Below are 23,714 nucleotides of genomic sequence, written 5' to 3'. Positions count from 1 at the left end.
TGACGGCCCACCGGCTTCCATGCCCCACCTAGCGCCAGACTGTAACCCTTCCGATCGCGCGCACTGTCTGCGCCCTCCTGCCGGTGAGGATCGGCACGGCGAAGCGCTTCTTGAAGCTGTGGGCGACCATCACAGCCTCCCTGCGGGCGCGGTGAGTGCAGGCAGCACATCTGCTGGAGCGGGCGAGAGCTCTCCTAAAGAGCCCGGCTCCATCGGGGCGAGCGCGAGCTGATCGGCTGGCACCGCAGCAATCGCGGCGCTCGGGGAGGCCTCAGGCTGCTTCTTCTTCGAAACTGCTGAGATGAGACCGCTGAGCATGGCCGCCTCCGAAGGTCGCCGCCTTTAAACTCGGCAGTTCGGGTTTTCGTTCTGGCCTGCGGCCTTGCAAAGCGCGAGGACGAGCCCGCGCTCCCTTCAGTGTCGGAAGAGGGCAACAACGTCGAGCGTCAGCATCACTGTCCCTGTGGCCGCCACCGCGAACAGAAGGACGGTGCCAATCAGGACCGTAAGGGTCTCAGCAGGCCTCAAAATGCGTCGGCGGCTCGTATCTTTCTGGAACATCTCGCTCAATGCTCTCGTCGGCCTCATCGGCTACCGCAAGAGCTGAGCCATTACCTCGACCGTAGAGCTCGGCGCTCCCCCAGTCCCGGATCTTGCCCGCACTCGCTCGCGGTCGTTCCGCTTTTACGTCCGCAAGCGCACGTAGGTTGCACAACTTATCCTTTATTTCTCTAAGCTTGAGAGTTCACTATGGCTGCCGCCAACTTCGAGCGGGCGTTTGCGCTCGTCCTATGGCGGGCTCAGTCGTGTCTGGGCAGTGTACGCGCAGTTCGCCTTGCAACTCATAGTTCGTCGGGCTTTCACCCGCCAAAGGCTGCAGTACTTCCGCTTAGCTGCTCCGCAGGCAGTGCATTGTTCAGATGCACAAGGGCTGCCCCGTTTGGATGCCGTTTGATGCAGACCGGATTTGCCTTACGGTGAACTCCAGCGACTGCGCGGATAAATCATGGCCAACAAACAATCTAGCGGCGTTGATTCGGTGGCGCGTCAGCGTCCCTCCACCCAAGGCTCAATCCGCCGGCACCTGATGGTCGGGTTGGGTGCGTGCGCCTTCCTCGTCGCGACCGCCAGCATCGCCTCTGTCTCTACCCTCTCGGGCGCCGTGATCGCCCCAGGCCGCATCGTCGTCGAGTCCGACGTGAAGAAGGTCCAGCACCCGACCGGTGGGGTCGTCGGGCAGCTCTTCGTGCGGGAGGGCGCGCGCGTAACGGTCGGTCAGGTGCTGATCCGGCTCGACGAGACGCAGACGCGGGCCGAACTCGACATCGTGCGCAAAGCGCTGGACGAGTTGGCGGCGCAACAAGCCCGACAGGAGGCAGAGCGGGATGGTGCGTCCAGCATCACGTTCCCAGACGATCTTCTGACGCGCGCAGTCAGCGATTCAACGGTGCGGCACCTGATCGAGAGTGAGACGCGTCTGTTCAAGGCGCGGCTCTCCGCACGCGAGGGCCAGAAGGCGCAGCTGCGCGAACGGGTCACGCAGCTCGGCGAAGAGATCGGCGGTCTGGAGAGACAGGTCGTGGCCAAGGCGCGCGAGATCTCCTTGATCAACGATGAGTTGAGGGGGGTGCGTGACCTCTTCGCCCAGAACCTGGTGCAGTTCGCGAAGCTCAACGCTTTGGAGCGCAATTCGGCCGGGTTGTCCGGAGAGCGAGGCAGGGTCGTGGCCTCGATCGCGCAGACGAAGGGCAAGGTAGCCGAGACGGAACTGCAGATCCTGCAGGTGGACGGGGACATGCGCACGGAGGTCGGCAAATCGTTGTCCGAGATCCGGGGGCGCTGGTCAGAGCTTGTCGAGAAGCGGGTGGCGGCTGAGGACCGGCTCAAGCGCATTGACATTCGGGCACCGCAGGACGGCTTCGTGCAGGAGCTGAAGGTTCATACGATCGGCGGGCTGGTAGTGCCGAGCGAGCCGGCGATGCTGATCGTACCCTCAGCTGACCAGCGGGTGGTCGAGGTCCAAGTCAATCCGCAGGACATCGCCTACGTGAAGGTTGGTCAGCTCGCCTCGCTGCGCTTCCCCACCCTGAACCAGACACGGACACCTGAGATCGGCGGCAGCGTGATGCGGATCGCTGCGGATGTCAGTCAGGATCAGAAGACGGGGGCCCCGTACTACACCGTCCGGATCCGTCCGTCCGAGGGCCAGGAAGCGCTTCTCGGCAAATCTGTCCTGCTGCCCGGCCTGCCTGTCGAGGCGCACATGAGCATCGGCGATCGAACGATCATCAGCTACTTGGTGAAGCCGCTCGCCGAGCAGATCGAGCGGCGGATGGGGCTCGTTACTGAAGATCCGATCCATCATATTCCAACGGTCGATCAGCTGACGACAAACTGATCGGAGAGCGGCGAAGCTGGCTCATAAGCCCCGCAGCCCTTCGGCTCGCGGGGCTTATCGCTTTTATTTCTAGGCGGAGAACGTCAAAACGATCGCGGCGACCAAGCGGTCGTGGCCAGAAGCAGTTGCGCTGTTGAATGCGAAGGGCGCCCATACCCGACCGAGGCCACACGACAGCTTGACCACTCATATTTTGATGCAACGCGGCTATGCTTGGACGAGCGCTTTAGGAATTGATCACAAAGGGAGCCCAGGCTCGATGCCTTTACCAGAATGGCTGACTCAACTCCTCGACGTGAGCCGCAGATCTAAGCGCATTGCCGACAAAGATTTCGAGCGTGATCAGGCCGCGGTCGATGCGAAGCTCGCCCCATATTGGGGTCACCACTATCCAGAAAGGCCGCCGGATCCCAGAATCATAGATCCATCTCGCCTGAAAGCACTACGCGGACGTCTCCTCGACAAATATCACTATCGCTGGCGGCAGGTTGAAGCGGCCGATGAGATCGTCGATGCTCTATTTGAGCCTCTGATTGAATCCAAAGGCGCGCGAATGGCTTTAACAACTCAAGTAATATTTTTGAATGACGAAGGGCATAGCCCCGATCCTCGTCAAAGGCCGCAACCGGAAGAGTTCAAGAAATACTATTACATAACCGTGCATAGCCTTCGCCTTGGCGCATTCCTCACTTCCTACGAGGAAGCTGTCCGCCTTCTCAATAATGTGCTTCCAGATTGGGGGTTTACTGCTCAAGTGACGCGTGAGGAAGTTCGGGTTCGGCTTGAGCGCGGTGATGAGCAACTCGACTGGGTCACTGGTGGTTCGATCGCCACCCTCATCGTCGCCGCTCTTCTGGACCTGCTGGCGGACCGTCCCACTGAAGCCAAGCCGTGGCGAAGCCTCTGATTCGCGCTTGCTTCAAGCAACGAGAGAGTTTGGCCGCAGGTAGGCGCCAGCACAAAAGATTGTCATTAGCTCATGACCCATTTAGGTATTCTTTATAAACTAATAGAGAACGGATATAAATCTAAAATAGAAGTCTTTTGAATACGCTGCGAGTAAATTTTATAATTTCCTTACGACGCAAGTCGCCGCAGAATTTCGTTTTTGAGCAAATAAATACATATCTTGCGAGCGCCACTTGTCTAAAACGAATTAAAATACTAGTGTTTGAATCTCCAACGCGGAGACCAAAATGCGAGTATTGATTTCGGCTGCAATTGTGTGTGTGCTGTCTTTTTCGAACTCAGCACACGCACAATCTTGTGCGTCAAGCATGCGTGCAAATATGTCGCAAATGGCCGCCAATGCTATTCAATGCGGCGAGTCTGCAGATCTATTGAGTTCCATCTAGAGCGGTGGCTCAGGACGCGCCGATATGGCGGAACTTGCCTCCTCCTGCTCTCGAGGGCGGGCAGTAACCAGCCAACTGAGCGCGTTCAACGAATGCTCGCGAACCTACGTGTGTGCGACCCTAGCATATGCTTATGCTCTCGCTAACCTCAGCAATTTTGGAGGAGATTGCAGCGCGGCAGCAAATGCGGGCTTGAGCAAATTTCCCGTTAGATGAATGTAGCCATGCGACTCTCTTCATTACTGATTATCATCTCAATTCTGATTGCCAGCAGGGCGCAAGCTGAGTCTCTATCAACATGTGATGATCTTAAAAAATCACAAGGCATAGTCTCGTACCTAAAATGTGTTGCGACTCAGCCGGTGACGAACTATCGACCTGGCGCTGGACCCGGTCCTGGCATGGCTTTGGACGAAATGGACACGCAAATTAATCGCGAGTTTTGCGCAGGCTTATGTGAAAGCCAGGAGGCAGGAAAGAAGATTGGAGATTGCACCTGCAAATAACTCTAGCGAGCAACGTAAGAGAGGCGCTAACATGCTGCTGGTGTGATAATCATGTCGGCCCGGGCGCCAAACTCGAAAGGGCGCCCCGGTCCTAAAAGAGCCAAGTTAGTTTGCCGGCATTACTCCAAAGTCACGCTTGGGCCCGCCGCTGCTCTCGTCTGCTTTGCCCGAGATGCTGCTCCGGTGCGGATCGTATCCACTGGTTGTATTCATGGGTGGCCCATAGTTCGGGCGAGAAGGATAATATATCCCGGTTCTGCCTCCTGGATCTTGGACATTTCGGCCACCCGACTGTGTTTTTCCGAGCGTCTGTGCATATACTGTGCTTGTCGACAGAATTAGACCGGTAGTAAATATTTTCAAAATCATCTATGACACGCCTCCGATTAGATTTGATGTACGATGATATAGATTGATGCGTCGGACGTCAAACATTTATATTTCCGTATTTATATTATGAACATAGAAAAATGAGATTTATCGAAAGAGTATGTGAGATAATTACTTATTTGTTTTCGATCAAGCGCGTCAGTTTTGTGGGGCATTGGTGACGTTGACATGCAGGTGGATGAGGGTCTTGCCTCTCGGTAATAACTTTCCCATGACTCACCCCACGTATCCCGACTGGGACTGCGGCGACCACGAGAGAGGCCGCCGTGCTCTTCAGATTGTCTCCTCTTAGGCGCTTTCCGGACTGCGTCTCCCACGTCACCGCCTGCGCGGCCGAGGTTGAGGAAGCCGCGGTAATCGAGCGAGCACTCCACGCCAGATCATGCGTTGACGCCGGCAGAACTTCTCTGCCGACGAGAACGCCCATGCCCTGGTACTTCTTCGACGTGCTGCACGACGGTGATGACGTCACCCGGGATCACAAGGGCGTCGATCTTCCCGACATGGATGCGGCCCGGACCCACGCGATCGGGATCTGGCACAGGATCATCAGCGAACGGGATGCTGGTGGCCGCGATCCCCAGCACTGGAACGTTGCCATCCTAGACGTGCATGGGACCGTGCTGGCTCTTGTGCCGATGCCGACCGGCCCAGATGGTAGACCTCCCGCGATGGGCTAATGCGTGGCGTTGCCGGCCTCAGGCTTCCGCGCGCTCTTCGTCAGCACAGCCTGTCTGCCCGTCCAAGCCGGTTCTGGGTCGCCTACCCATCAGCGTCAACGTTGTAGCCGTACTTGGCCGCCCGGTCGCTCGCTTCGTTCATGTCGGAGTGACATGCCTCGAAGTAGAGGTTTTCAGACGACGTCAGGAAGCCGGGCAGCCTCTCATTGGGCTTCAGAGACAGGACGTCTTTCTGGCCGCCGACCGATATGGACGGCTGCGAATACGAACATAACACCGTCACACTGTGTGGCCGCTTGCTCCAAGCAACACCCCGACGCTTGCGATCCACAATTGGCGATGATCCGCCGAGCAGCGTGATGTCCATTCGCACCTCACCGGTTGGCATAGGCTTGACGTCAACGAACATCCACTTTGCCCACGAGCACTCGTCCATGTGGCAACGGCCTCGGGTCACAATGGGGCTGCCCGGCACCAAGGGTTTGAATTTGGCGGAGTTCCGTGCAGCCTGCGACCCGCTGAGCGGTGGGCGGTCCGCGATGCCAGACTTCGTCGGGGGCGGGGTCGGCATCGTCGCGACAGGTGCCGCTGCCGAGGCGTTGTTAGTCGCAGGTCCTGGTCCAAAGAGCGCTTCAAAGAACTCATCCCGCTGAGCGGCTCGGGGCATTTCCGTCACCGCTTTGGGTGTTGATGGCAGGCTACCCTGCGGCGCAGGCCGGGTGTCGGCGAGGTCGGATTTCAGCGGCTCTGAGAGGCGGTTCAATCCGAGCACCGCCTCCGGAAAAACGATGTCAGCGATCCGCCATCCTTCGGGAGTCTCTCGCAGGTCATAGGTCAGAATCTGCAGCTTCGGATCTTCCTCGGCAAAATTCCGATATCTAGCCATTCCCAGAGCTGCCCCGCCTCCGAGATCATCGACGTCAATCCTGACTGCACGCACGTCCCATTCCTGCGCGTGCATCCAAGGGGAATGCGCAGGGCTTTCCTCTGGCGCTTCGTCTGCCCTGCGGTTTGCGCGGATCACAAGTTCGGCCAAACCTTTTGTGTAAATTTTGTCCGCGTCACGATCATCGACATTAAAGAGCATTAAAGCCCACTGCGCAGATCTCCGAGAGATGTAATTCAACAAGCTCCTAGCTGCAGTGGACTGGCTGCCGGCTTCGACAGAGAGAACTTTCATAGGCCCACCAGGAAAACCCTCAACCTTGATCTCGCAGAGACTCGGTCCGATGCACCTTTTCAGTGCTTCGCGCTCAACGGGCCCAGGTGGGATTAGTGAATATCCTCCCACCGAAAGCTTCTGCGAAGCTTCGTGCAGCGTCCCCACTATGTAACTCTCCGCTGCAAGCACAGAGCTTGACCAAAGCCGCTCAAACCAAGCACGAGAGAGACACTGCGAAGGAGGTTCAATGCCTCAGCGAAGTTGTAGGCGGGCTGCGAAGCTGTTCTTAGACAACATGTACACGAAGGGATACAGGGTGGCGCTGCTTACAGCAGCATTGCCGTGATCGATCCACCGTCGCCTTCACGCCCTCAGTTCGCCGCCGTCATGCGCGCAATCTCAGCCTGCTTCTCAGGTGTCATCCTCGCTGCGCAGGGCACTCATAGCCCGCCACCTCGGCAGCGCCTTTGTCCCGCCCCGCTCAGCCAGCCCACGCCGCTCCAGCGCCTCGGGGGTGTTGAGGCTCCTGCACATTTGACGGGTCTATGACCCTGATCACAGACCAAGCCGCCTCGTTCAAGCATGCCTCCTTCGCCACCAAAGGAGGTTTGCATGACACTCACCCTGAAGAGCCAGATGCGCGCCTTCGCGATCGTTATCGCCGCGCTCGCCGCCTTAGTCGCCGCCTCAGTGATCGGGACAGGCTACGCAAACGTCGACCCCGCTGAGCAGATGCAGCTCAATACCCTGATGTGATCGCAACGGGAGGGCGGAGTTTCAGTGAACTCCGTCCCCTGGCCTGCCTGCTCCAGCCGAGTGATTTGGGCCGCTGAGACAAATTCCTTGGTCAGCGCCTCCAGCACCTTGCGAACTGGGATCGGGAGAGGCCGCCTGCCGGCAGTCACTCAGGTGCTTTCTCGGCCAAGCCCTGCGCCTTCCAGCGCCAGCCGCCAGACCAATCCGGATAGCTCTCGATCCGGCGCCCACCGCATACCGTGCACCGGCAGCGCAGCGCCACGTCTGGCACGTACTCGTCGGGGCGGAGCCGCTCGAACAGGATCAACGCCTCATGATTGCAGGCGCACTTCACGGTTATGCCGCGGGCTCCGTTCTGGCGCGCGTTGGCGACCGTGGCCGGCTCGCATTCCAGGCCCTCCAGGTCGCAGCTCCGGCGCAGGTTGCGGAGGCGGCGCGGGACCGACGGACCTCTGCCGATCGCGTGCATGGCCTCACCGCTTCGCCTGACGCGCGGCGGACTGCACCGCGCCGTGCTCCGCACGAAGCTGTTTCAGGGCAAGCTCGAAGTCTGAGATCTCAACGACTCTTGCCGCAGCGAGCCGCGCCTCGTCTTTCGACAGGCGACCGGTGTGGGCGATCTGGTCAGGATCCTCGGTGAAGAACAGGTGCCCGATAGCGAGGCCGTTCGCATCCTCGATGCGGTAGGCGTCCTCAAGTTCGACGACGCGCCAGGGCGGTACGAAGCGGTTGGGGTCGGTCATAGGCGCAGCCAGATCAGCATCATGCTGCCGAGAGACAACTATGCGGCCGCCCGGAGACTTGGCGACGCTGTCGCCGCAAACGATCGCACGCAGTTGCGCCCGTCGGACTTGGCCGCATAGAGGGCGCAGTCTGCCCGTTCGATCGTGTGGTCGATGTCACCATCGGTGAACTCAGCCTCGGCCATGCCAATGCTGATCGTCGACCTGAGGCATGGCCCTTCGGGCTCGAACACGGTGTTTGCCACCGTCTGGCGGATCCGATCCGCGAAGATGGCCGCGCCTTTCAGATCGGTCTCGCGGAGCAGAACCACAAACTCCTCGCCACCGAACCGCGCGACCTTGTCGGTCGTCCGGATCGCCTCGCTGATGATGCGTCCAACCTGGCGGATGACCTCGTCGCCCGCAGCGTGGCCATACAGGTCGTTGACGCCTTTGAAGTGATCGATGTCGATCATCAGGATGCAGATCGAACGCCGGTAGCGCTTGAAGTAGCTCATCGCGTCGTTGGCCAAGGGCAGGAACGCGCGCCGGTTGAGCAGGCCTGTCAACGCGTCCGTTTCGGCCAGAACCTGCATCGCGTGCAGATCGGCGCCGAGACGTCTGACGCGATCCTGAGCGGCATGAACCGCCTGTGAGGCCTCCGCTTCGACGAGGCGCGCCTCCGCCTCGGCGGTGCCGATGCGCCTCAGCAGCGATCTCACCGAGGCAGACAGGCGCAGAACCTCGGGCGAGCCGTGCACATGGCGCGTCATTCTCGCATTCGGCTCGCGGCCGATGCGGTCGACGGCTCCCGTCAGCTGCGCCAAGGGCCGGGTCAGCCGTGCTGCGGCCCACCAGATTGCGACAACGCCGAGTACAGCCGTGGCGAGCCCGAGCAGGAGGATCAAGGCGGTCAGACGGTTCGCCCCGGCCAGTGCCGTGTCGACCGGCTGCAGCGCAACGACGATCCAGCCCAGGCCCGGGTAGTCGCCTCGTCCGCGGGTGGCGGCGGCCGCGGCGAGCCGATCGCCTTCAGCGCTGTGGACGATGAAATGGCCGGATGCGAGATCCGCGGCGGTGTACGGCGTCGCTCCGGGGTTGGATCCGAGCAGGACCCGGCCGGCGCGATCGAGGACGACCACATCCTCCTTCAGCTCAGGCCTGCGAGACGACAGGACTTCGCGCCGGACGATGTCGGCCCATCGCCAACTGAGGTGAGCTCCGAGAACACCGACGATGTGGCCCGAGGCATCGGCGATCGGGACCGCTACATCCACGAACCGGAACGGCATCCCGTCGCTGTTGGGAGGAAGCGCGGATTCCAGCAAGGCCGCCGCGTGCACGTCTTCGACTGCGGCCTGCTTGATGCCATCGTTGAACCAGGGCCGCTGGCTGACGCTCGCCCCTTCAAGAAGGCCGCCTGTGGCGGCACGCACCCGGCCATCGCGATCGGCAAACCCGATCCAGGCGTAATCCGGCAGCGACCTCTGGATCGTTTCCAACACTTTGCGAAGGCTGCCGGTATTCTCAAGCCAGTAGGGCTGCAGCGGCTCAAGCGCCCCGACGTTGCGGATCTCCCGTAGACGCTCGGCCATGTCCTGATCGAGCCGATCAGCCATCGACTGGGCAACCTGAAGGAGGGCGTTCTGCGCCATATCGGTGGCCTGCCCGCGCGCCAGCAGCGCAGACCCGATCGTGGTCACGCCGACGATCGCGAGACCGATGGAGCCGGCGAGCAAACTGATCTGACGGCGCAATGAAACGCGGTCCGCGAGCCGCTTGAACATCTTGAACGATCCTCGACCCGGGAGGATTATGCGGCTCAGTTCATGACGGCGCGTAAAATTTATACGTAAACAACTCGCTCCTTGCACGATTCGGCGGCAGCCGCATAACCACCCGTTCCGGCTGTAGATCCCTGCCTCACTAAGCAACCTACAAGCGGACGTTCCGCGCTTCTGCAACGGGTCGCAAGCAGCCCCTCACTGTGGGTTCCAAGTGTCGGGTTTGGGCCACTAGGTAGGGGACTCATTCAGGTCCAAGCGAGGACACAGGCGGCGAGGGCGACGGCGGCCAAGGAGTTGCACGCCAAGCGGTCGTAGCGTGTTGCGACGCGCCGCCAGGTCTTGAGATGGCCGAATAGGCGCTCGATCAGGCGCTTGGGCGGAACGATGGCGCGCAGCAGAGGCAACGCCATGCGGATGTCGGCGACGTTGCCCGGTGTCAGGGCGAGCGCAACCGGTCCGCCACGACCATCGGCCAAGCCATGGATTTTGCTCGTGAAGCCGCCTCGCGAACGGCCGATGGCTTGGCTCCAGGCTCCCTTTCCGCCTGCGGCCGATCGATGAGCCTTCACGTCGGAAGCGTCGAGCATCAGCTCGTCGGGGACAGGGCCTGCGGCAGCAATCTTGGCAAACAGGCTCTGCCAGATACCGCGCTGCGACCATCGATTGTAGCGAATGTAGATCGTGGTGTGCGGACCGTAGGCAGAAGGCGCGTCCTGCCAGCGGCAGCAAATCTTCAGCACATGCAGGATGCCGCTGATCACCCGCCGATCATCCACGCGCGGCTTGCCCGGTTGACCGTGAGGCAAGTGAGGTTCGATCCGGGCCAGGCTTCATCCGAGAGCCAGAACAGCCGTGCCATCACCACTCTGCCTACGCGGGAAACCCCAAACTCAGGAAGAAAACGCGAACAACAGCAATTGTTTGTATGAGTTCCTACCTAGGGTAAGCCTTTTTGGAACGCCGCACCTGCCGATCGTCCCCTCACGGTGGATTATGGACGACCATTGGTCGTCTACCGAACGTTCCGGTCGCGCTCATGCCGCACGTGCAAAAAAAGTTGCGCACGGACGGAGAGACTACAAAGATGCGAGGCGCCCGAGTTCCGGGCGCGGGAGTGTAATAGGCTGATGGCTGTCAGTTCGCCCGAGCTGAGGGCGTTCTTGATCGATACACCTTTCTTCGGTGGCCTCTCAGGCTCGAGTCTCGACCTCTTGATCTCGATGCTAGTCGAACGCCACTTCGAGGCAGGCGCTACTGTGGTAACAGAGGGAGAACCAGGCCGTTCTATGTATATCGTCCATTCCGGAGAGATCGTGGTGAGCAAGCTGGGAGCTTCTGGGTGCGCGATCGATCTCAATCGTCTCGGCCCAGGCGATTTTTTCGGTGAAATGACGCTGATCGGAGTTCAAAACCGATCAGCCACCCTCGTCGCAGAGAGCCCGCTCGTGCTGTACGAGCTCACAGCCCGAAGCCTATACTCGTACTACAAGGCTGACATCTACGCTTACGCGATGGTGATGCAGAATATCAACCGCGAGCTCTGCCGGCGGCTTCGCCGAGCGGATGACCGATTTGCCGAGCTTGCCAACGCTGCACGCGTTTCAACGACGCGGACCTGCCTGCGTCGTGAGGAGTGAGAACCGGCCAGGGACTTCAGAGCGGCAGCGCCGTTTTGCCGGTGCATTGACTGCTGTCGATCAAGAATCTGTGTCGAGGTAGCTCAGCTTGCCTCGGGATCCCAATCATCACACGAGCAAAGGCTGAACGCCTCATAAAGGTCGGGCGCTTCCTCAACGCCCAGCCGGGCGAACGGCTGCGGCGAGCCTTGATCCCCGGTAATGTGCTCCATCAGATCGGCGCACGCCGTCTTGTAGGCAAGCGACACCGCCAACCGTGCGCCTCAGGATTCCCGGAAGCACGCTATGCGATACGGCGGACTCGCCCACTTGCCGGCCCGTGTGCCCGCCAGCACGCGTTCTAATGTTCTCGCCACGCTTTCGCGACCTGCTCAGCAAGCGGCTTCGTGAGGTAGGATAGCACAGTGCGCTCGCCGGTTTGCAGAAAAGCCTCTACCGGCATGCCGGGCACCAGTTGGACTTCGCCTAACCGCGCGCGCTCAGCCTCCGGAACTCGGATGCGCGCCTTGTAGAAGAACACCCCGGTCTTCGGATCCTGGGCCACGTCGGCTGCAACCCGATCCACCTTACCGTTGATCTCGGGCGTAGTCCGCTGGCTGAAGGCCGTGAAGTGCAGGATCGCGTCCTGAGCGACCCGGACGTGATCGATATCCTTCGGTTCGATCTTCACCTCGACGGTGAGTTCGTCGGCCTCAGGCACGATCAGCATCGCGGGCTCGCTCGGTGTGATGAGCCCGCCTACCGTATGCGCTGTCATCTGGTGGACGATGCCGTCCTGCGGCGCGCGCAGATCCGTGCGACGCAACTGGTCGAGGGCCGCTGTCTGCTTCTCCTCGTATTCGGACCATTTGGCGCGAATGTCGGTGAGGTCCTTGTTGACCTCGTTCCGCATGTCCTGGTCGACCTGCATGATCTGCAGCTCGACCTCGTTGATCTTGACTCTGGAGCCTGCGAGCCCTGCGAGCAGTTTGCCGCGGTCGCCCTCGAGGCGCGCCGCCTCGCGCTCCAGATTCGTCAGGCGCGAGATCTGGACGAGGTTCTTCTGCCAGAGCTCGCGGATGCCCTTCAGCTCCATCGTGACCGCGGCGATCTCCTTCGTCTTCGCCGTGACCTGCTCCGTCAGCCCGGCGATCTCCTGTTCAAATTGTGCAATGCGCTCGCGGAGCTGGCTCTTCTGACCGTTGCGCGCCTTCGCTCGAGAGAGGAACAGGCGCGTCTCGCTGTCGAGGAGCGTCGCCACTGCCGGGTCGGAAGCAACCCGTGCCTGAAGGTCAGAGGGAAATGCTATGCTGATGTCACCGTCGCGCTCGGCCTCCTCGCGGGCGCGGCGGGCAGCCAACACATCCAGGGCCCGCAGGACGATGTCGAGACTGGATCGAGGCTGTGTCTCGTCGAGGCGGATCAGGATGTCGCCCGCCTTGACGCGCTGGCCCTCCTTCACCCGCAGCTCGCCGACGATGCCGCCGACTGGGTGCTGAACCTTCTTGACGTCGCTGTCGACGACGAGCTGGCCATTCGTGATGACCGCGCCGCTGATTTTCGTGAAGCTCGCCCACCCGCCCACGCCCCCCCCGAGGACGGCAATGATGAGGGCCGTCAGGCGAACCTGGTGGCGGACCGCGGCGCCGGGTGAAGCGCTCCGGTGATGCCGTTCGCCGGTTGAGAGAGGCGGGAAATTCGCCGGAATGGTGGTGGGCATCGGACACTCTCCTGCTGGAGGCGGCTATGACGCCGGTTGGCAGCTGGGCGAACAGGGTCGCGGCGGAGGAGGTATCGGAAGATCAGAGATGATCTTGAGCGGAAGATGCCTGCTCCGAGTGGATAGAGATCTTTTAAATCAGCGCCAGAGGGGTTCTGTGAGCCCGGTCACACAGACACGGTACCCGCGGTCCTGATCCCTCCGGTAAGGTCAGTTCAATCGGGAGCGGATCCAATTCGGAGACATCAGATCGCCGTCTTCCGTGACGATCCAAGGCTGCCGTTCGGGTTCGACAAGGGCAGCCGCAGCCGCGGCGATCGCCTCGCGCAGGCTTGCGAAACGCTCCGGCTCGGCCGGCAAGAAACGCTCGGCCACGGCATGCCACACCTTGAGAGCGGCGGGGCGATCGAGGGCTTCGACTTCCATCGGGGTCAATCCTTGACTGTGCTTAGGCGCGAGCGAAGCGAGGATGGCTGAGGATTGCTGCGGGTGTTGCCCGCGGCTCTGACGCCTTGATCGGCACCACGATCATCACCTGCGTACCGGTTCGGGGATCGAGAACGATGAGGGTCATCGGGGCCTCCTGCTGTTCTGGTCCCGACTTTCTCACCGTTGGAGAACGGTGACTGTGACGCGCCTCACGAAGCCGTGTCCGTGGCCTACGTGCTCGTACATGAGCGCTTCTCAGCCGCAGTGGGGGTGACGTCCGGCCGTTCGGAGTGCCCCCTGAGGTTCTGTGGCGGTGCTCCGGCGGTCCGGCTCGAGCCTTCCTCGATGACCTCGCCCGAGCGGGAGCACTTCCGCTGATCTCTGCAGCCCATCGCCGGTGTTCGCGACATGCCTAAAAAAAGAAGGGCGGCCGAAGCCGCCCCTCAGGTTTCCGAGATGCAGGGACTGATCGTTAGGCGAGGTTGCCGAACGTCACGCCAGCCTGATCGATGACGTTGGTGCCGTCGACGAGGCCGCCCGCGAAATCTTCGAGGATCACGTGCGCGCCGTTGTTCAGCGTGAGGATCGTATCCGCTCCGCCACCGCCTTGGATGTTGGCGAACTGCGTGTTGGAGATGGCATTGTCCGCATTGAAGAACAGTCGGTCGCCAGCCTCGAAGTCCTTGATCACCAGGGTCTCACCGTTGGTGAGCTGGGTCAGGTCGACAAAGGCGTCGTCCTGCGCCCCATCCTGAGCTCCGAAGTGAATGACGTCGCCCGTCTCGCCGCCAGCGAAGAAGTTGTCCGCACCCGCTCCGCCACGCAGCTCATCGACGCCCGGGCCGCCAACCAGCTCATCGTTGCCCTCGCCGCCGTCGAGCTTGTCGTTGCCCGGCCCACCGTGCAGGACATCATTCCCGGCGCCGCCGCTGATGACGTCATCGCCCTGCTGACCACGCAGCTCATCGTTGCCCTCGCCACCGGTCATGGTGTCGTTGCCAGCGCCGCCGAGCATGTTGTCGGCACCCGCGCCGCCATCGAGGGTATCGTCGCCGTCACCGCCGTCGATCTTGTCATTACCCTCACCGCCGTTAAGGGTGTCCTTACCAGTGCCACCGCTCAAGGTGTCGTTGCCGCCCTCACCAAACACCTCATCGTCGCCTTCACCGCCATCAACAAGGTCGTTGCCTTCACCGGCCTGAACGAAGTCATTGCCAGCGCCCGCTTTCACGCGGTCATCGCCTTCACCAGCGAACACGACGTCGTCGCCACCGCCGGCGTCAATGACGTCAATTCCGCCCTGGGTGTCGATGAAGTCCGCATCGTTCGAGCTCTCGATGCCCACGCGCACGATGTCGGGGTTATTGTCTCCGATGAACGTAGCCATATCCGTATTCCCTCTAATCTGATGTCGCCGTCTTTCTGATCGGCGAGTTGTTTTTGATGCATTATAGAGGATCTTTCTGTGACCTAGATCACGTATGGTCCAGACATGCCCTCAACCCGGGAAAGGGATAAAAGGACGGTGCTGCTGCGAGCGTAAGCTTGACCATTGCTGCTCTGTGCGGAGAGGTGCTGATCATGCTCGCGCAGACTTCGTCGCAGCAGCGCGTTGCGACAGTGCCTTGCAGGTGCTGGGCAGGTGAGCACGTCCTCACACGCACCCGTCATCAACTCGGACGCCCAGGGCACTGGCAAGCCTGCCGAGACGCAGATAGGCACGTCAATATGAATAAGCCCGCGCAGCGTCAGTGCTGCGCGGGCTGCATGTTTCAGGAACAAGGCTTGTTATTAGATTAAGTTTTGTTTGTCTTGAAAGATAGAGTGGTCTTTGTTCTAAGCAATCTTCTTCACAGCTTCTGTCGAGGGGTTGGCTGTTGAAGCGGACGGCGGCTGAGCAGGCTTCTTGGTGGCAACACCATTCGTGGCGCCCGTTCCACGGAGCTTCTGCAGAACCTCATCCTTACGGCCGAAGGAATGAACTTGGCCGCCGTTCATGCTCAGGACTAGATCCACCCCAGCGAGTGCGCTCATCCGATGCGCCACGAGGATCACCACACCGCCTCGAGCCCGCACACCGAGAATAGCCTGTGTGAGAGCCGCATCGCCCTCATTGTCGAGGTTCGCATTCGGCTCATCGAGCACGACCAAGAAGGGCTCACCGTACAGCGCGCGCGCCAGCCCCACCCGCTGCCGCTGTCCGCCGGACAGCCCGACTCCGCCTTCACCAAGCTCGGTTTCGTAGCCTTCGGGCATTGCCTGGATGAACTCGTGGATCCCGGCAGCCTTCGCTGCCTTCTCGACCGCCTCTGGACTTGCGTCGGGTGAGAAGCGGGCGATGTTCTGAGCAATCGTTCCAGCGAAGAGGGCGACTTCCTGAGGTAGATATCCAACATACCGGCCAATATCGGCCTTGGCCCATTGCTCGAATGGGATGCCATCGAGCTGAATGGCGCCTTGATGAATTGACCATACTCCCAGAAGACCACGGATCAACGTCGACTTGCCGCATCCGCTCGGCCCTATGACTGCGACCGCTTGCCCAGCTTTGAGAGCGAAGCTCACGTTTTTGACGGTCAGACGCTGTGCACCAGGCGGAGCGATGCTGACACCCGCGACCTTCAAGAAGCGTGATGGCACAGACAGCACCCCGCTTCGGCTCGGCGGAGCTGCCTTGGCAGAAACCTCGCCCAGGCGCTTCCAGGCCTGCTGCGCGGCTACAACGGTCTTCCAGTTCGCGATGGTCGAGTCGAGCGGAGCCAGAGCGCGTCCCAGGAGAAGGGACGAGGCGAGGAGAACACCCGTGCTGCCGTCACCGGTGATGACGAGATAGGCGCTGATGGCGAGCACACCGGACTGGAGTGCCATGCGCGACACCTTGGAGATAGCACCGACGGCGCCGGAGATATCCGACACACGCTGTTGAGCGAGGAGGACGTTGTGGTTCGCCGCGTTCCAGCGGGCTGCGAAGTGCGTCTGCATGCCCATGGCAATGAGGAGGTCGGAGTTGCGGCAACCGGCCTCTGTCACAGCGCTACGCTGCATGGCGTGCTCGCTCACCACCTTCAAGGGGCGGCGCGTGAGCCGGTCAGCCAGCATGGTGATCAGGAAGAGGAACAGAGCGCCGCCGACTGCCGTCACTCCGATAAGGGGATGGAAGAGGAAACAGACGCCGAAGTAGATCGGCATCCAGGGCAGATCGCAGAGTGCGGCCGGCGCAGAGCCTGAAAGGAAGGCGCGCAACTGATCGAGGTCCTGCATGGGCAGATATCGGCTGCCTGCAGGCGCGCCCTCGCGTGGGCCGTACACCATCTGCTTGAAGACATGCGGGCTCAGGAAATCGTCGAGAGCGGCGGCGATCCGGGCGAGCATCCGGCCGCGCATAGCCTCCAGCATGCCCTGAAAGGCGTAGAGCATCAGAGCCAGCAGCACGAGGCCAACCAGGGAGGGGATTGACCGGCTGGGGAGGACGCGGTCGTAGACGACCAGCATGAAGAGAGAGCCGGTCAGATAGAGCACGTTCACCAAACCGCTGGTGACAGCCACGCTGATAAATCCGGAGCGACAGCTGGAGAGCACAGCGCCGATTTCGTGAGATGCGGACTTCATTGTGCATCACTCCATGCTGGGTGGGTTGAGCCAGGAAGAACGTCGGCGGCGAGGGCTTCTTCAGCTTGTGCTGCGGCTTTCCGCCGATCGAAAGTCCAGGGAAGCATCAGGATTTGTAGAGCCGCAGCAGCCACCTTCTGTGATCCGGCTCACGCTCAGCCCGTGCAGGGCCAAATGCTGAGCAAGAAAAAAGCGCTCCAGCGGTGAGCTGAAGCGCTTCAGTAGGATTGTCATGGCGAGTTGTTTGTACGCGCTCTTGGTTCCTGTTAATGTGAGGCAAATCACACTTTGGAGAATGGCTCGCTGAGTGAGAGCACAAGCTCTAAATGCAAGGCGAGCAAGGAACCCCTTGCGCAGCACATCATGCGACGCAACTCGGCGCCTGTGAGTTCATCTCGTGGTGAGCATTCGCGTGCAGGGCAGATCCTAATGTTCAGTCGGCGGAAGTTCGCTTCGGCGATGCGGACTGAGGCGACTTGATGCAGGCGATGGGCACGCCCGAGACCTTCCGTGTATCAAAGGTACTTGGCTTGCAGATCGACGGTCGAACGCTGACCAACCTCGGCGAACTCGCATGCGAGCCACGCCTCTGCCCGTGCCCGCCCGACACCGTGCAAGTGAAGCAGGAAATTCAAGTCCGCGTTGAGCTTCGAGGCGACGCCGAACGTCTGCATGACGTCCTCGGCATCAATTGCGTGAATGCGCAGCAGCTTCATCTCATTGCCACGCAGGATACCATTTTCGATTAGCCTGTTGACGAAGCTGATCGCACGCATCTCGCGCATCAGCGATGAGTTGAAGCTGATCTCGTTGATCCGGTTCATGATCTCCGGCGCGGTGATAGGCACTTCCGGGCGACAAATTGGGTTGATGTGCACAAGGACGACGTCCGCGCAGTCGCACTCGTAGATCAGCGGAAAGACAGCGGGATTGCCCATGTAGCCGCCATCCCAATAGTGCTCACCATCGATCTCGACGGCTTGAAACAGGAATGGCAGGCACGCCGAGGCCAGAACCGCATCGGCGCTGATTTCACCAGAGCCGAAGACCCGGACCTTGCCTGTCCGCACATTGGTGGCTGAGAGGAAGAGCTTGACGGCGGAACAGCGCCGCAACTCGGCAAAGTCGATGCTGTTCTCCAGCACCTGCCGGAGCGGGTTATAATTCAGAGGATTGGACTGGTACGGCGAGATGATGCGCGTCAGGGCATCGAAGAACGGAAAGGCGAGCGATGTCTCAAGTCCGTAGTTGCCGAAGAACCGGTCCCATGGCGAGGGCTGAAGAGGGCTGAACAGCGCTGCTTGCGCGATCCCTCGCCAGAACGTGTCGAGGGCTTGCCGCGCGCCTTTGCGCCCCCCGACCGTCAATCCATATGCGAGAACCGCAGCATTCATCGCCCCGGCGCTTGTTGCACTGATGCCCTCAATGGCGAGACCATCTTCTTCGAGCAGGCGGTCGAGAACGCCCCAAGCGAAAGCACCGTGAGCTCCACCGCCCTGAAGGGCGAGATTGACGGACTTTACTCCATCACTGCCGCTGCTGGCCGCCAGCCGACCCGCTTCCAAGCGCTCGGCCATGCCAGGAGCTCCTCTTCGGGGATCGGACACCGGGGCATCGTCACCGGAACATCAGCGGAGGCGCAGTGTCTATCGAGTGCCTTGCTACCGCAATTGCAACCTGACCCCGAACGCCGAGCGACACCCCAGCTTGCCGAGGCTCAGGATCATTGCGTCGAAATGGCCGTTGGCGCCGGAGATTTGCAGTCCGAGGTCGAGGCGCTGCTGATCCGGCTCTCAGAAATCGAGCGCGAGCGCGACGAGGGGCTCTGCGCCGCGAGGGGCGGTAGCATAAGCGCAATCATGGGACATCTGCAGAAATCCCGAAACGGGGCGTAAGCGCAGCGGCATAAGCTCGATGCTGCCCTCGCTGACGCTCACGCGGCCGACCGACCCCCGGGGATCTATAAGTCCGGGCGGTCGAGGAGAACGCCCATGGAGTAGCACGACCTCTGCGGCGTGCGTGAGGCACATCACAGTTTGATGAGTGCGGAAGGGGCATGCCGCCGCTCGGCAATGCCCAGTTGCTGCCAGATCTGGCACGCCGCTCCTGACCAAGCCCCTGAGGTTCGTATGTCCGCTGTTCGTTCGATTCGCCGGCTGCTGGCCTTGATCACCGTCCTCATCCCGGTCGACATGGCACGCCCCGAGATCGGTGCCGGCGATGAAACCACCCCGAAGACCGAGGTGGTTGAGGTCGTGTTCCGTCACTTCGTCTGAGTTCGACTTTGGCCAATGCGACGGGCTGGCAAGCGGGGCAAGGTGACGAAGCAGGCTGACGGTTAGGGTGGTGGCGTCCCCGCCAAGAGACACCGCCATGCCGGTACTGCCGACTCGCTTCGCCGCGATCATCCTGGCGTTCGCGCCCCTATTCGTCCGCCGCTCGTGGCGCCACGCTCAGGTTCTATTGAGCTGCGCGATCCTCGCCCCCGGTCGGCCCGCGGTAGCCAGCGTCCTGCGGATCATGGGCGTGCGCACGAGCGGCAGTTCGTGAACGCCCATCGCCTCCTTAACCGTGCGGCGTGGTACCTGCGCACCGGGAACCTCGACGAAGATCAGGCGATAGCCCAGGGTGAGATGCCGGTGCTCAACAAGCCTTCGCCGTGACGAGCTTGCCCGCTCGCTGCGTCTGGTGCTGCGGGGCGAGCGACGTTGACCCGTCACCGAGGCGGCATAGGCGGGCGTGAGTGCGAGCGTTCACAGCGCACATAGGAGCGGCGCGAGCCGAATGCTGGCCCTCAGAATGGTGATGCGGCGGGTGGTCCTGTCGTACTCCTCACCTGCTCAGCAGCCCCGGCAGATGCCGCCCATGGCCCGCTTCGTGTGAGCGTCCCACCGCTTGTCCCGTGCGGTGCGCGCAGCGTCATTGCGCTTTGTCGCTTCGGCCGTCTCTCGAGCAGCCTTGCTCGCACCCTGACCCGGCGCGTTCGCCACGGGTGGGCTTGCTGGTGCGCCCGCGGCTCCCAGTGACTCAGGCGTCGGCTGTCGGTGTCCAAGTGGCGCTGCCTGCGCTGTGCTGACGGCTGCGCTGAACGCGATCAGGATTGCAGCTGTCCTCATCATGCGACCTCCTCGCAGCCGGCGCCGCTGAAGACACACGCAGACAACAGCCTCGCCCCGTGGTGCGGGCTGAGGCCGAGCTGGCTTGCGACCAGCTGATGGGTAGACAACGGTCTGCGCCTTGCCCTGATCCCGCAGTGCCCTCCGCAGCTCGGGCAAGGAGAGTTCTCCAAGCGAAGCGCTGCAGAGAAGGAAACGCTCATGAGCCCCGCGGCCGGCAAGATCCAGCGTGCTGTTCTCGCCGCCTTTGAGGCGGAGCCCGACAACGCGTTCACATCCGCGGGAGTGATAGAGCGCACCTACCCTGGACTCGGCTGCATCGAGTCGGCGGACGGCTCGTCTTCTTCAACCGGTACAACGTGGTCTCCTACGCCGTGGGGCAGCTGAACTCCGGCACCCGCAACGATTACCGGAGCACCGCTCCGCACTGCACCGGCGGTTGCTCTGAAGCTGAGTTGCACGAGGAGATCTCCCCGGCGGCCGGGCTTCGATGCGGTTCGGTCGACACGCGCATTTTCAGCCAGCCACTTGGCCGTACGGCCAGACGAAAACCGGACTGTGTTTTACAGGCGCTGGGGGGCACCTCGTCGGCCGCAGCCGTCGGGTTCGCGAAGTGGACCCGCTGCCTATTTCCGACTGGCCGATTTAACGGCGGCGCTGACCATGTCCTTCGAGGATGGTGCAGCCGCAATCGTCTTCGGCGTCAGCTTCTTCGGCTTCTTAGCCTCGCGGTTTCCGCGCTTCTTCTCTGAGGCCATGACCAACCTCCAAGGTAGCGAGGCCATGATGCCACGGTTTGACCAGCTATGGCACGCGAATTTGGAAGCCGACCGAAAGCCACCGCTCACTGGGAGGGAAGAAGAGGCCTTGGAGTAGCGATGAGGGACGTAGAAGCACGCCTCGATGCAGCGACCATTGCGAACAAACTGACGGGTTGGCGGAACGAGTTCTCAATCCTGATCGGCGACCCCAGACGATGCAGCCAGGCGGGAGCCCTCGCCAGCGCCGCACAGCAGGAGGAGACTGCCCGAATGACGCTGCGCCCGATGTCCGCGACGGCGTTCGCCCTGCTGGGGCTTCTCGCAGCCATGCCCGCCGTCTCTGAGAGCCTCACCTATACAGGATCGGAGTTCGCGGCCAAGGGGCTTAGGAGTGACGGCAAGGACGGTCTCGAGCCGGCGCACGACGTCAGCGGAATCGCCTGCCTGCCGCCAGATGCGCAAGGACGCCGCTCCTGCCTCGTGGTCAACGACCAGGATACCTACGCCCAGCTCGCGAGGCTCGACGAGGAGCGGCTGCAGGGCGGCGATCTGGTCTTTCTCATCGACAAGGAGAGGAGGCGCACAATCCACGGCAGGAAGCCGAAGCGCCTCGGCTGCTCGCAGGGCAAGGGCGGCTTCAAGGATCTCGACGGCGAGGGCGTGGCCTACGCGGCTCCCTATTTCTACGTCGTGGGCTCGCACGGCTGCGCCCGCAAGGACCGCACCGCGGTCAAGTCCGCCTTCGTGCTGGCCCGCCTGCGCGTCGATCCGGATGGCGTCCCGGCTAGCAACGACTTTGGCTCGGTCGAGACCACGTGGCGGCTGAACGAAATCCTGCGGCGGGATCCGGTCGTCGGCCCGCATTACGGACGTGATCTCGACAAGGAGCACGACGGACTGAACATCGAGGGCGTCGCGGCGATCGGCGATCACCTCTTCTTCGGCCTGCGGGCGCCCTCAATCAGCGGCAAGGCCTTCGTCTTTGCGGTCCGGGCGGATGGACTCTTCGCGTCCGGCGATGCGCCCTCCGGCGCGAGGGGCGAGCGCATCGAGATCGAACTCGGCGAAGGTGTCGGGATCCGCGACCTCGCCGCGCTCGACGACGGACGCCTGCTCATCCTGTCGGGGCCGACGCTCCAGCAACCCGACATCCCGTTCCGGGTCTACGCTATTGAGCTGAAGTCTCAGGCTCGCCCGGAGCTTCTGACCACGCTGGAGGATGTCTCGGTGGGCCGGGACGATCGAGCGAAGGCGGAAGGCATCCTGCCACTGGATGGTGAAGCGAGGCGTTTCCTCATTCTGTTCGATGGCCTCAGAAATGGCGGTCCTCGGCTCTACGAGCGCAGGTAGGTGCCTTCTGCCAGTGCTACACCCACATTATAGCGATGGGGACGGCCACGCCGGAGGATCTCCTCGCATCCACGCAGCTCCTCGGAGCGTCTGCTTCCGGGCCAGCAACCCCATTACGAACGGCTCACAATGGCCGACTTCCGTCGCGCGGACCTGAGGGATCGAGCTTGCAACTCAGATCACGACAATGAGCATGCCGATGCTGAACAGCGAGCCAATGGCAGCCGCTGAGAGGGCGAGGAGTTCAAGGACGTCCATACGCCGCCCTGCCGAACCACCGTCGCTCAGGCCTGAGTGGCTCTCGCTTGAAGAAGGGGCGCCGGTACATCCGCGGTCGCCCCTTCCTCTCGCCAGTCGTCGGACAGCACCTATGCAGAGCGCATGGTTAACGAGTCGTTAGAGGATCCAGCAGACGATCATGGCCGTCGCTGCCACGCGAGAACGCCATGAGCCGGAAGCCGCCCAACCGCATAGCCGCTGCCTGCATTGCTGAGGCGATCGCAAACGAACTGGCAGCTAGCGCCGCTCGCCAGCGGCAGGAAGGCGGACCAGAAACCGCTCAGGAACTGCTCCGTCACGTTCGGCATCACCGGGTGAAGGCGATCAAGCTGCGGGCCCTGGCCGGTGCGGAGCACTACAAGACGATCAGCACACTGCGGTAACGCTCATCAACCTGCTCACAGCGTTGTGACGGCCGCTCGAGCGTCGCCGTCCCTAGCAGAGAACGGGCGGCGCTCGTTGCCATTAACACTCCAGTATCCATGACGGAATATGATCAGCGCCTCACCGAGGTGCCGTGATGCGCGTATTGCTTGTCGAAGATGATGCGTCCGTCGCGGCCAGCATCGAGCTGATGCTCAAGTCCGAGAACTTCAACACCTACACCACCGATCTCGGTGAGGAGGGCGTCGATCTCGGCAAGCTCTACGATTACGACATCATCCTGCTCGACCTGAACCTGCCCGACATGTCGGGCTACGAGGTGCTCCGGTCGCTCCGCGTCGCGAAGGTGAAGACCCCGATCCTGATCCTCTCCGGCATGGCCGGCATCGAGGACAAGGTGAAGGGCCTCGGCTTCGGCGCCGACGACTACCTCACCAAGCCCTTCCACAAGGACGAGCTCGTCGCCCGCATCCACGCGATCGTGCGCCGCTCGAAGGGCCACGCCCAATCGGTCATCACGACGGGCGACCTCATCGTCAACCTCGACCAGAAGACCGTCGAGGTCTCCGGCTCGCGGGTGCACCTCACCGGCAAGGAGTACCAGATGCTGGAACTCCTCAGCCTGCGGAAGGGCACGACCCTGACGAAGGAGATGTTCCTCAACCACCTCTACGGCGGCATGGACGAGCCCGAG

The 23,714-nt window shown here is 61.7% G+C and carries 22 protein-coding genes and 1 pseudogene; 10 read left to right on the top strand and 13 right to left on the bottom strand.

Going from position 1 to position 23,714, the window contains the following annotated elements:
• Positions 1–1,006 precede the first annotated feature (1,006 nt).
• The 3 genes from E1J50_RS16340 (at position 1,007) to E1J50_RS16330 (ending at position 5,329) form a co-directional block, all read left to right on the top strand.
• Positions 1,007–2,398, top strand: coding sequence for an HlyD family type I secretion periplasmic adaptor subunit (locus tag E1J50_RS16340; RefSeq protein ID WP_132254907.1), 1,392 nt, complete (start codon positions 1,007–1,009; stop codon positions 2,396–2,398).
• 259 nt (positions 2,399–2,657) lie between these two features.
• Positions 2,658–3,305 carry a hypothetical protein gene (locus E1J50_RS16335; RefSeq protein WP_132254906.1) on the top strand — a complete coding sequence of 216 codons (648 nt, stop codon included), beginning with the start codon at positions 2,658–2,660 and terminating at the stop codon, positions 3,303–3,305.
• Positions 3,306–5,074: 1,769 nt separating this feature from the next.
• On the top strand, positions 5,075–5,329 hold the full coding sequence (locus tag E1J50_RS16330) for a DUF6894 family protein (RefSeq protein WP_132254905.1): 255 nt from the start codon (positions 5,075–5,077) through the stop codon (positions 5,327–5,329).
• Positions 5,330–5,411: 82 nt separating this feature from the next.
• On the opposite strand, the gene E1J50_RS16325 is transcribed toward E1J50_RS16330, so the two are convergent.
• On the bottom strand, positions 5,412–6,455 hold the full coding sequence (locus tag E1J50_RS16325; RefSeq protein WP_132254904.1) for a hypothetical protein: 1,044 nt from the start codon (positions 6,453–6,455) through the stop codon (positions 5,412–5,414).
• A 648-nt stretch (positions 6,456–7,103) separates the two neighbouring features.
• Here E1J50_RS16325 and E1J50_RS27380 point away from each other — a divergent pair.
• A complete protein-coding gene (locus E1J50_RS27380) occupies positions 7,104–7,247 on the top strand; it encodes a hypothetical protein (RefSeq protein ID WP_165937883.1) in 144 nt (47 codons plus the stop codon).
• Between the two features lie 145 nt (positions 7,248–7,392).
• Here the strand turns inward: E1J50_RS27380 and E1J50_RS16320 are convergent, their stop codons facing one another.
• From E1J50_RS16320 to E1J50_RS16305, 4 genes and pseudogenes are all read right to left on the bottom strand, one after another.
• Positions 7,393–7,716 carry a hypothetical protein gene (locus tag E1J50_RS16320; RefSeq protein ID WP_132254903.1) on the bottom strand — a complete coding sequence of 108 codons (324 nt, stop codon included), beginning with the start codon at positions 7,714–7,716 and terminating at the stop codon, positions 7,393–7,395.
• A 4-nt stretch (positions 7,717–7,720) separates the two neighbouring features.
• Complete coding sequence (locus E1J50_RS16315) at positions 7,721–7,990, bottom strand: hypothetical protein (RefSeq protein ID WP_132254902.1); 270 nt, start codon at positions 7,988–7,990, stop codon at positions 7,721–7,723.
• Positions 7,991–8,028: 38 nt separating this feature from the next.
• Positions 8,029–9,756, bottom strand: coding sequence for a sensor domain-containing diguanylate cyclase (locus E1J50_RS16310; protein WP_132254901.1), 1,728 nt, complete (start codon positions 9,754–9,756; stop codon positions 8,029–8,031).
• A 245-nt stretch (positions 9,757–10,001) separates the two neighbouring features.
• Positions 10,002–10,615, bottom strand: a pseudogene (locus E1J50_RS16305) (IS5 family transposase).
• A 268-nt stretch (positions 10,616–10,883) separates the two neighbouring features.
• On the opposite strand from E1J50_RS16305, the gene E1J50_RS16300 reads away from it, so the two are divergent.
• Positions 10,884–11,393: a cyclic nucleotide-binding domain-containing protein gene (locus E1J50_RS16300; protein ID WP_132254899.1), complete on the top strand. Its 510-nt coding sequence runs from the start codon at positions 10,884–10,886 to the stop codon at positions 11,391–11,393.
• Between the two features lie 83 nt (positions 11,394–11,476).
• On the opposite strand, the gene E1J50_RS27375 is transcribed toward E1J50_RS16300, so the two are convergent.
• The 7 genes from E1J50_RS27375 to E1J50_RS16275 all read right to left on the bottom strand — a co-directional run bounded on the left by E1J50_RS27375 (position 11,477) and on the right by E1J50_RS16275 (position 18,707).
• The gene (locus E1J50_RS27375; protein ID WP_165937882.1) at positions 11,477–11,647 is read right to left on the bottom strand and encodes a hypothetical protein; all 171 of its coding nucleotides are present in this window, start codon (positions 11,645–11,647) and stop codon (positions 11,477–11,479) included.
• Between the two features lie 86 nt (positions 11,648–11,733).
• Positions 11,734–13,092: an HlyD family type I secretion periplasmic adaptor subunit gene (locus E1J50_RS16295; RefSeq protein ID WP_132254898.1), complete on the bottom strand. Its 1,359-nt coding sequence runs from the start codon at positions 13,090–13,092 to the stop codon at positions 11,734–11,736.
• 210 nt (positions 13,093–13,302) lie between these two features.
• Positions 13,303–13,518 carry a hypothetical protein gene (locus E1J50_RS16290; RefSeq protein WP_132254897.1) on the bottom strand — a complete coding sequence of 72 codons (216 nt, stop codon included), beginning with the start codon at positions 13,516–13,518 and terminating at the stop codon, positions 13,303–13,305.
• A 22-nt stretch (positions 13,519–13,540) separates the two neighbouring features.
• On the bottom strand, positions 13,541–13,666 hold the full coding sequence (locus tag E1J50_RS28360) for a hypothetical protein (RefSeq protein ID WP_281024577.1): 126 nt from the start codon (positions 13,664–13,666) through the stop codon (positions 13,541–13,543).
• Positions 13,667–13,993: 327 nt separating this feature from the next.
• Positions 13,994–14,908, bottom strand: coding sequence for a calcium-binding protein (locus E1J50_RS28355; RefSeq protein ID WP_132254896.1), 915 nt, complete (start codon positions 14,906–14,908; stop codon positions 13,994–13,996).
• 449 nt (positions 14,909–15,357) lie between these two features.
• Positions 15,358–17,130 (bottom strand): type I secretion system permease/ATPase, encoded by a 1,773-nt coding sequence (locus E1J50_RS16280; RefSeq protein WP_132254895.1) that lies wholly within the window; start codon positions 17,128–17,130, stop codon positions 15,358–15,360.
• A gap of 515 nt (positions 17,131–17,645) precedes the next feature.
• On the bottom strand, positions 17,646–18,707 hold the full coding sequence (locus tag E1J50_RS16275; protein WP_132254894.1) for a patatin-like phospholipase family protein: 1,062 nt from the start codon (positions 18,705–18,707) through the stop codon (positions 17,646–17,648).
• Positions 18,708–19,259: 552 nt separating this feature from the next.
• On the opposite strand from E1J50_RS16275, the gene E1J50_RS27370 reads away from it, so the two are divergent.
• Together E1J50_RS27370 and E1J50_RS16265 are read left to right on the top strand one after the other, a co-directional pair.
• A complete protein-coding gene (locus tag E1J50_RS27370) occupies positions 19,260–19,406 on the top strand; it encodes a hypothetical protein (RefSeq protein ID WP_165937881.1) in 147 nt (48 codons plus the stop codon).
• A gap of 97 nt (positions 19,407–19,503) precedes the next feature.
• The gene (locus E1J50_RS16265) at positions 19,504–19,680 is read left to right on the top strand and encodes a hypothetical protein (protein WP_207919225.1); all 177 of its coding nucleotides are present in this window, start codon (positions 19,504–19,506) and stop codon (positions 19,678–19,680) included.
• 1,192 nt (positions 19,681–20,872) lie between these two features.
• On the opposite strand, the gene E1J50_RS28350 is transcribed toward E1J50_RS16265, so the two are convergent.
• Complete coding sequence (locus tag E1J50_RS28350; protein WP_281024576.1) at positions 20,873–21,004, bottom strand: hypothetical protein; 132 nt, start codon at positions 21,002–21,004, stop codon at positions 20,873–20,875.
• 48 nt (positions 21,005–21,052) lie between these two features.
• On the opposite strand from E1J50_RS28350, the gene E1J50_RS16260 reads away from it, so the two are divergent.
• The 3 genes from E1J50_RS16260 to E1J50_RS16250 form a co-directional block, all read left to right on the top strand.
• Positions 21,053–22,357, top strand: a complete 1,305-nt coding sequence (locus tag E1J50_RS16260; RefSeq protein ID WP_132254892.1) for a DUF3616 domain-containing protein — start codon at positions 21,053–21,055, stop codon at positions 22,355–22,357.
• 446 nt (positions 22,358–22,803) lie between these two features.
• Positions 22,804–23,019 carry a hypothetical protein gene (locus tag E1J50_RS16255; protein WP_132254891.1) on the top strand — a complete coding sequence of 72 codons (216 nt, stop codon included), beginning with the start codon at positions 22,804–22,806 and terminating at the stop codon, positions 23,017–23,019.
• 137 nt (positions 23,020–23,156) lie between these two features.
• Positions 23,157–23,714: response regulator transcription factor (locus E1J50_RS16250; protein WP_132254890.1), on the top strand; the 558-nt coding region annotated here is incomplete at its 3' end.

Origin of the sequence: Methylobacterium segetis (genome assembly GCF_004348265.1) — a bacterium.
Lineage (GTDB): Bacteria > Pseudomonadota > Alphaproteobacteria > Rhizobiales > Beijerinckiaceae > Methylobacterium > Methylobacterium segetis.
Note: the sequence above shows the minus strand (reverse complement) of the source record. Positions and strands in the feature narration are given on the sequence as shown.

Bases quoted from the DNA above. Each gene is read 5' to 3' on its own strand.
- E1J50_RS16330 (WP_132254905.1), top strand. From the start codon at position 5,075: ATGCCCTGGTACTTCTTCGACGTGCTGCACGACGGTGATGACGTCACC.
- E1J50_RS28355 (WP_132254896.1), bottom strand. From the start codon at position 14,908: ATGGCTACGTTCATCGGAGACAATAACCCCGACATCGTGCGCGTGGGC.
- E1J50_RS16335 (WP_132254906.1), top strand. From the start codon at position 2,658: ATGCCTTTACCAGAATGGCTGACTCAACTCCTCGACGTGAGCCGCAGA.
- E1J50_RS16290 (WP_132254897.1), bottom strand. From the start codon at position 13,518: ATGGAAGTCGAAGCCCTCGATCGCCCCGCCGCTCTCAAGGTGTGGCAT.
- E1J50_RS16310 (WP_132254901.1), bottom strand. From the start codon at position 9,756: ATGTTCAAGCGGCTCGCGGACCGCGTTTCATTGCGCCGTCAGATCAGT.
- E1J50_RS16300 (WP_132254899.1), top strand. From the start codon at position 10,884: ATGGCTGTCAGTTCGCCCGAGCTGAGGGCGTTCTTGATCGATACACCT.
- E1J50_RS28350 (WP_281024576.1), bottom strand. From the start codon at position 21,004: ATGGCCTCAGAGAAGAAGCGCGGAAACCGCGAGGCTAAGAAGCCGAAG.
- E1J50_RS16340 (WP_132254907.1), top strand. From the start codon at position 1,007: ATGGCCAACAAACAATCTAGCGGCGTTGATTCGGTGGCGCGTCAGCGT.
- E1J50_RS16295 (WP_132254898.1), bottom strand. From the start codon at position 13,092: ATGCCCACCACCATTCCGGCGAATTTCCCGCCTCTCTCAACCGGCGAA.
- E1J50_RS16265 (WP_207919225.1), top strand. From the start codon at position 19,504: ATGCCGGTACTGCCGACTCGCTTCGCCGCGATCATCCTGGCGTTCGCG.
- E1J50_RS27370 (WP_165937881.1), top strand. From the start codon at position 19,260: ATGTCCGCTGTTCGTTCGATTCGCCGGCTGCTGGCCTTGATCACCGTC.
- E1J50_RS16275 (WP_132254894.1), bottom strand. From the start codon at position 18,707: ATGGCCGAGCGCTTGGAAGCGGGTCGGCTGGCGGCCAGCAGCGGCAGT.
- E1J50_RS16320 (WP_132254903.1), bottom strand. From the start codon at position 7,716: ATGCACGCGATCGGCAGAGGTCCGTCGGTCCCGCGCCGCCTCCGCAAC.
- E1J50_RS16315 (WP_132254902.1), bottom strand. From the start codon at position 7,990: ATGACCGACCCCAACCGCTTCGTACCGCCCTGGCGCGTCGTCGAACTT.
- E1J50_RS16260 (WP_132254892.1), top strand. From the start codon at position 21,053: ATGGCACGCGAATTTGGAAGCCGACCGAAAGCCACCGCTCACTGGGAG.
- E1J50_RS27380 (WP_165937883.1), top strand. From the start codon at position 7,104: ATGACACTCACCCTGAAGAGCCAGATGCGCGCCTTCGCGATCGTTATC.
- E1J50_RS16280 (WP_132254895.1), bottom strand. From the start codon at position 17,130: ATGAAGTCCGCATCTCACGAAATCGGCGCTGTGCTCTCCAGCTGTCGC.
- E1J50_RS28360 (WP_281024577.1), bottom strand. From the start codon at position 13,666: ATGACCCTCATCGTTCTCGATCCCCGAACCGGTACGCAGGTGATGATC.
- E1J50_RS16255 (WP_132254891.1), top strand. From the start codon at position 22,804: ATGAGCCGGAAGCCGCCCAACCGCATAGCCGCTGCCTGCATTGCTGAG.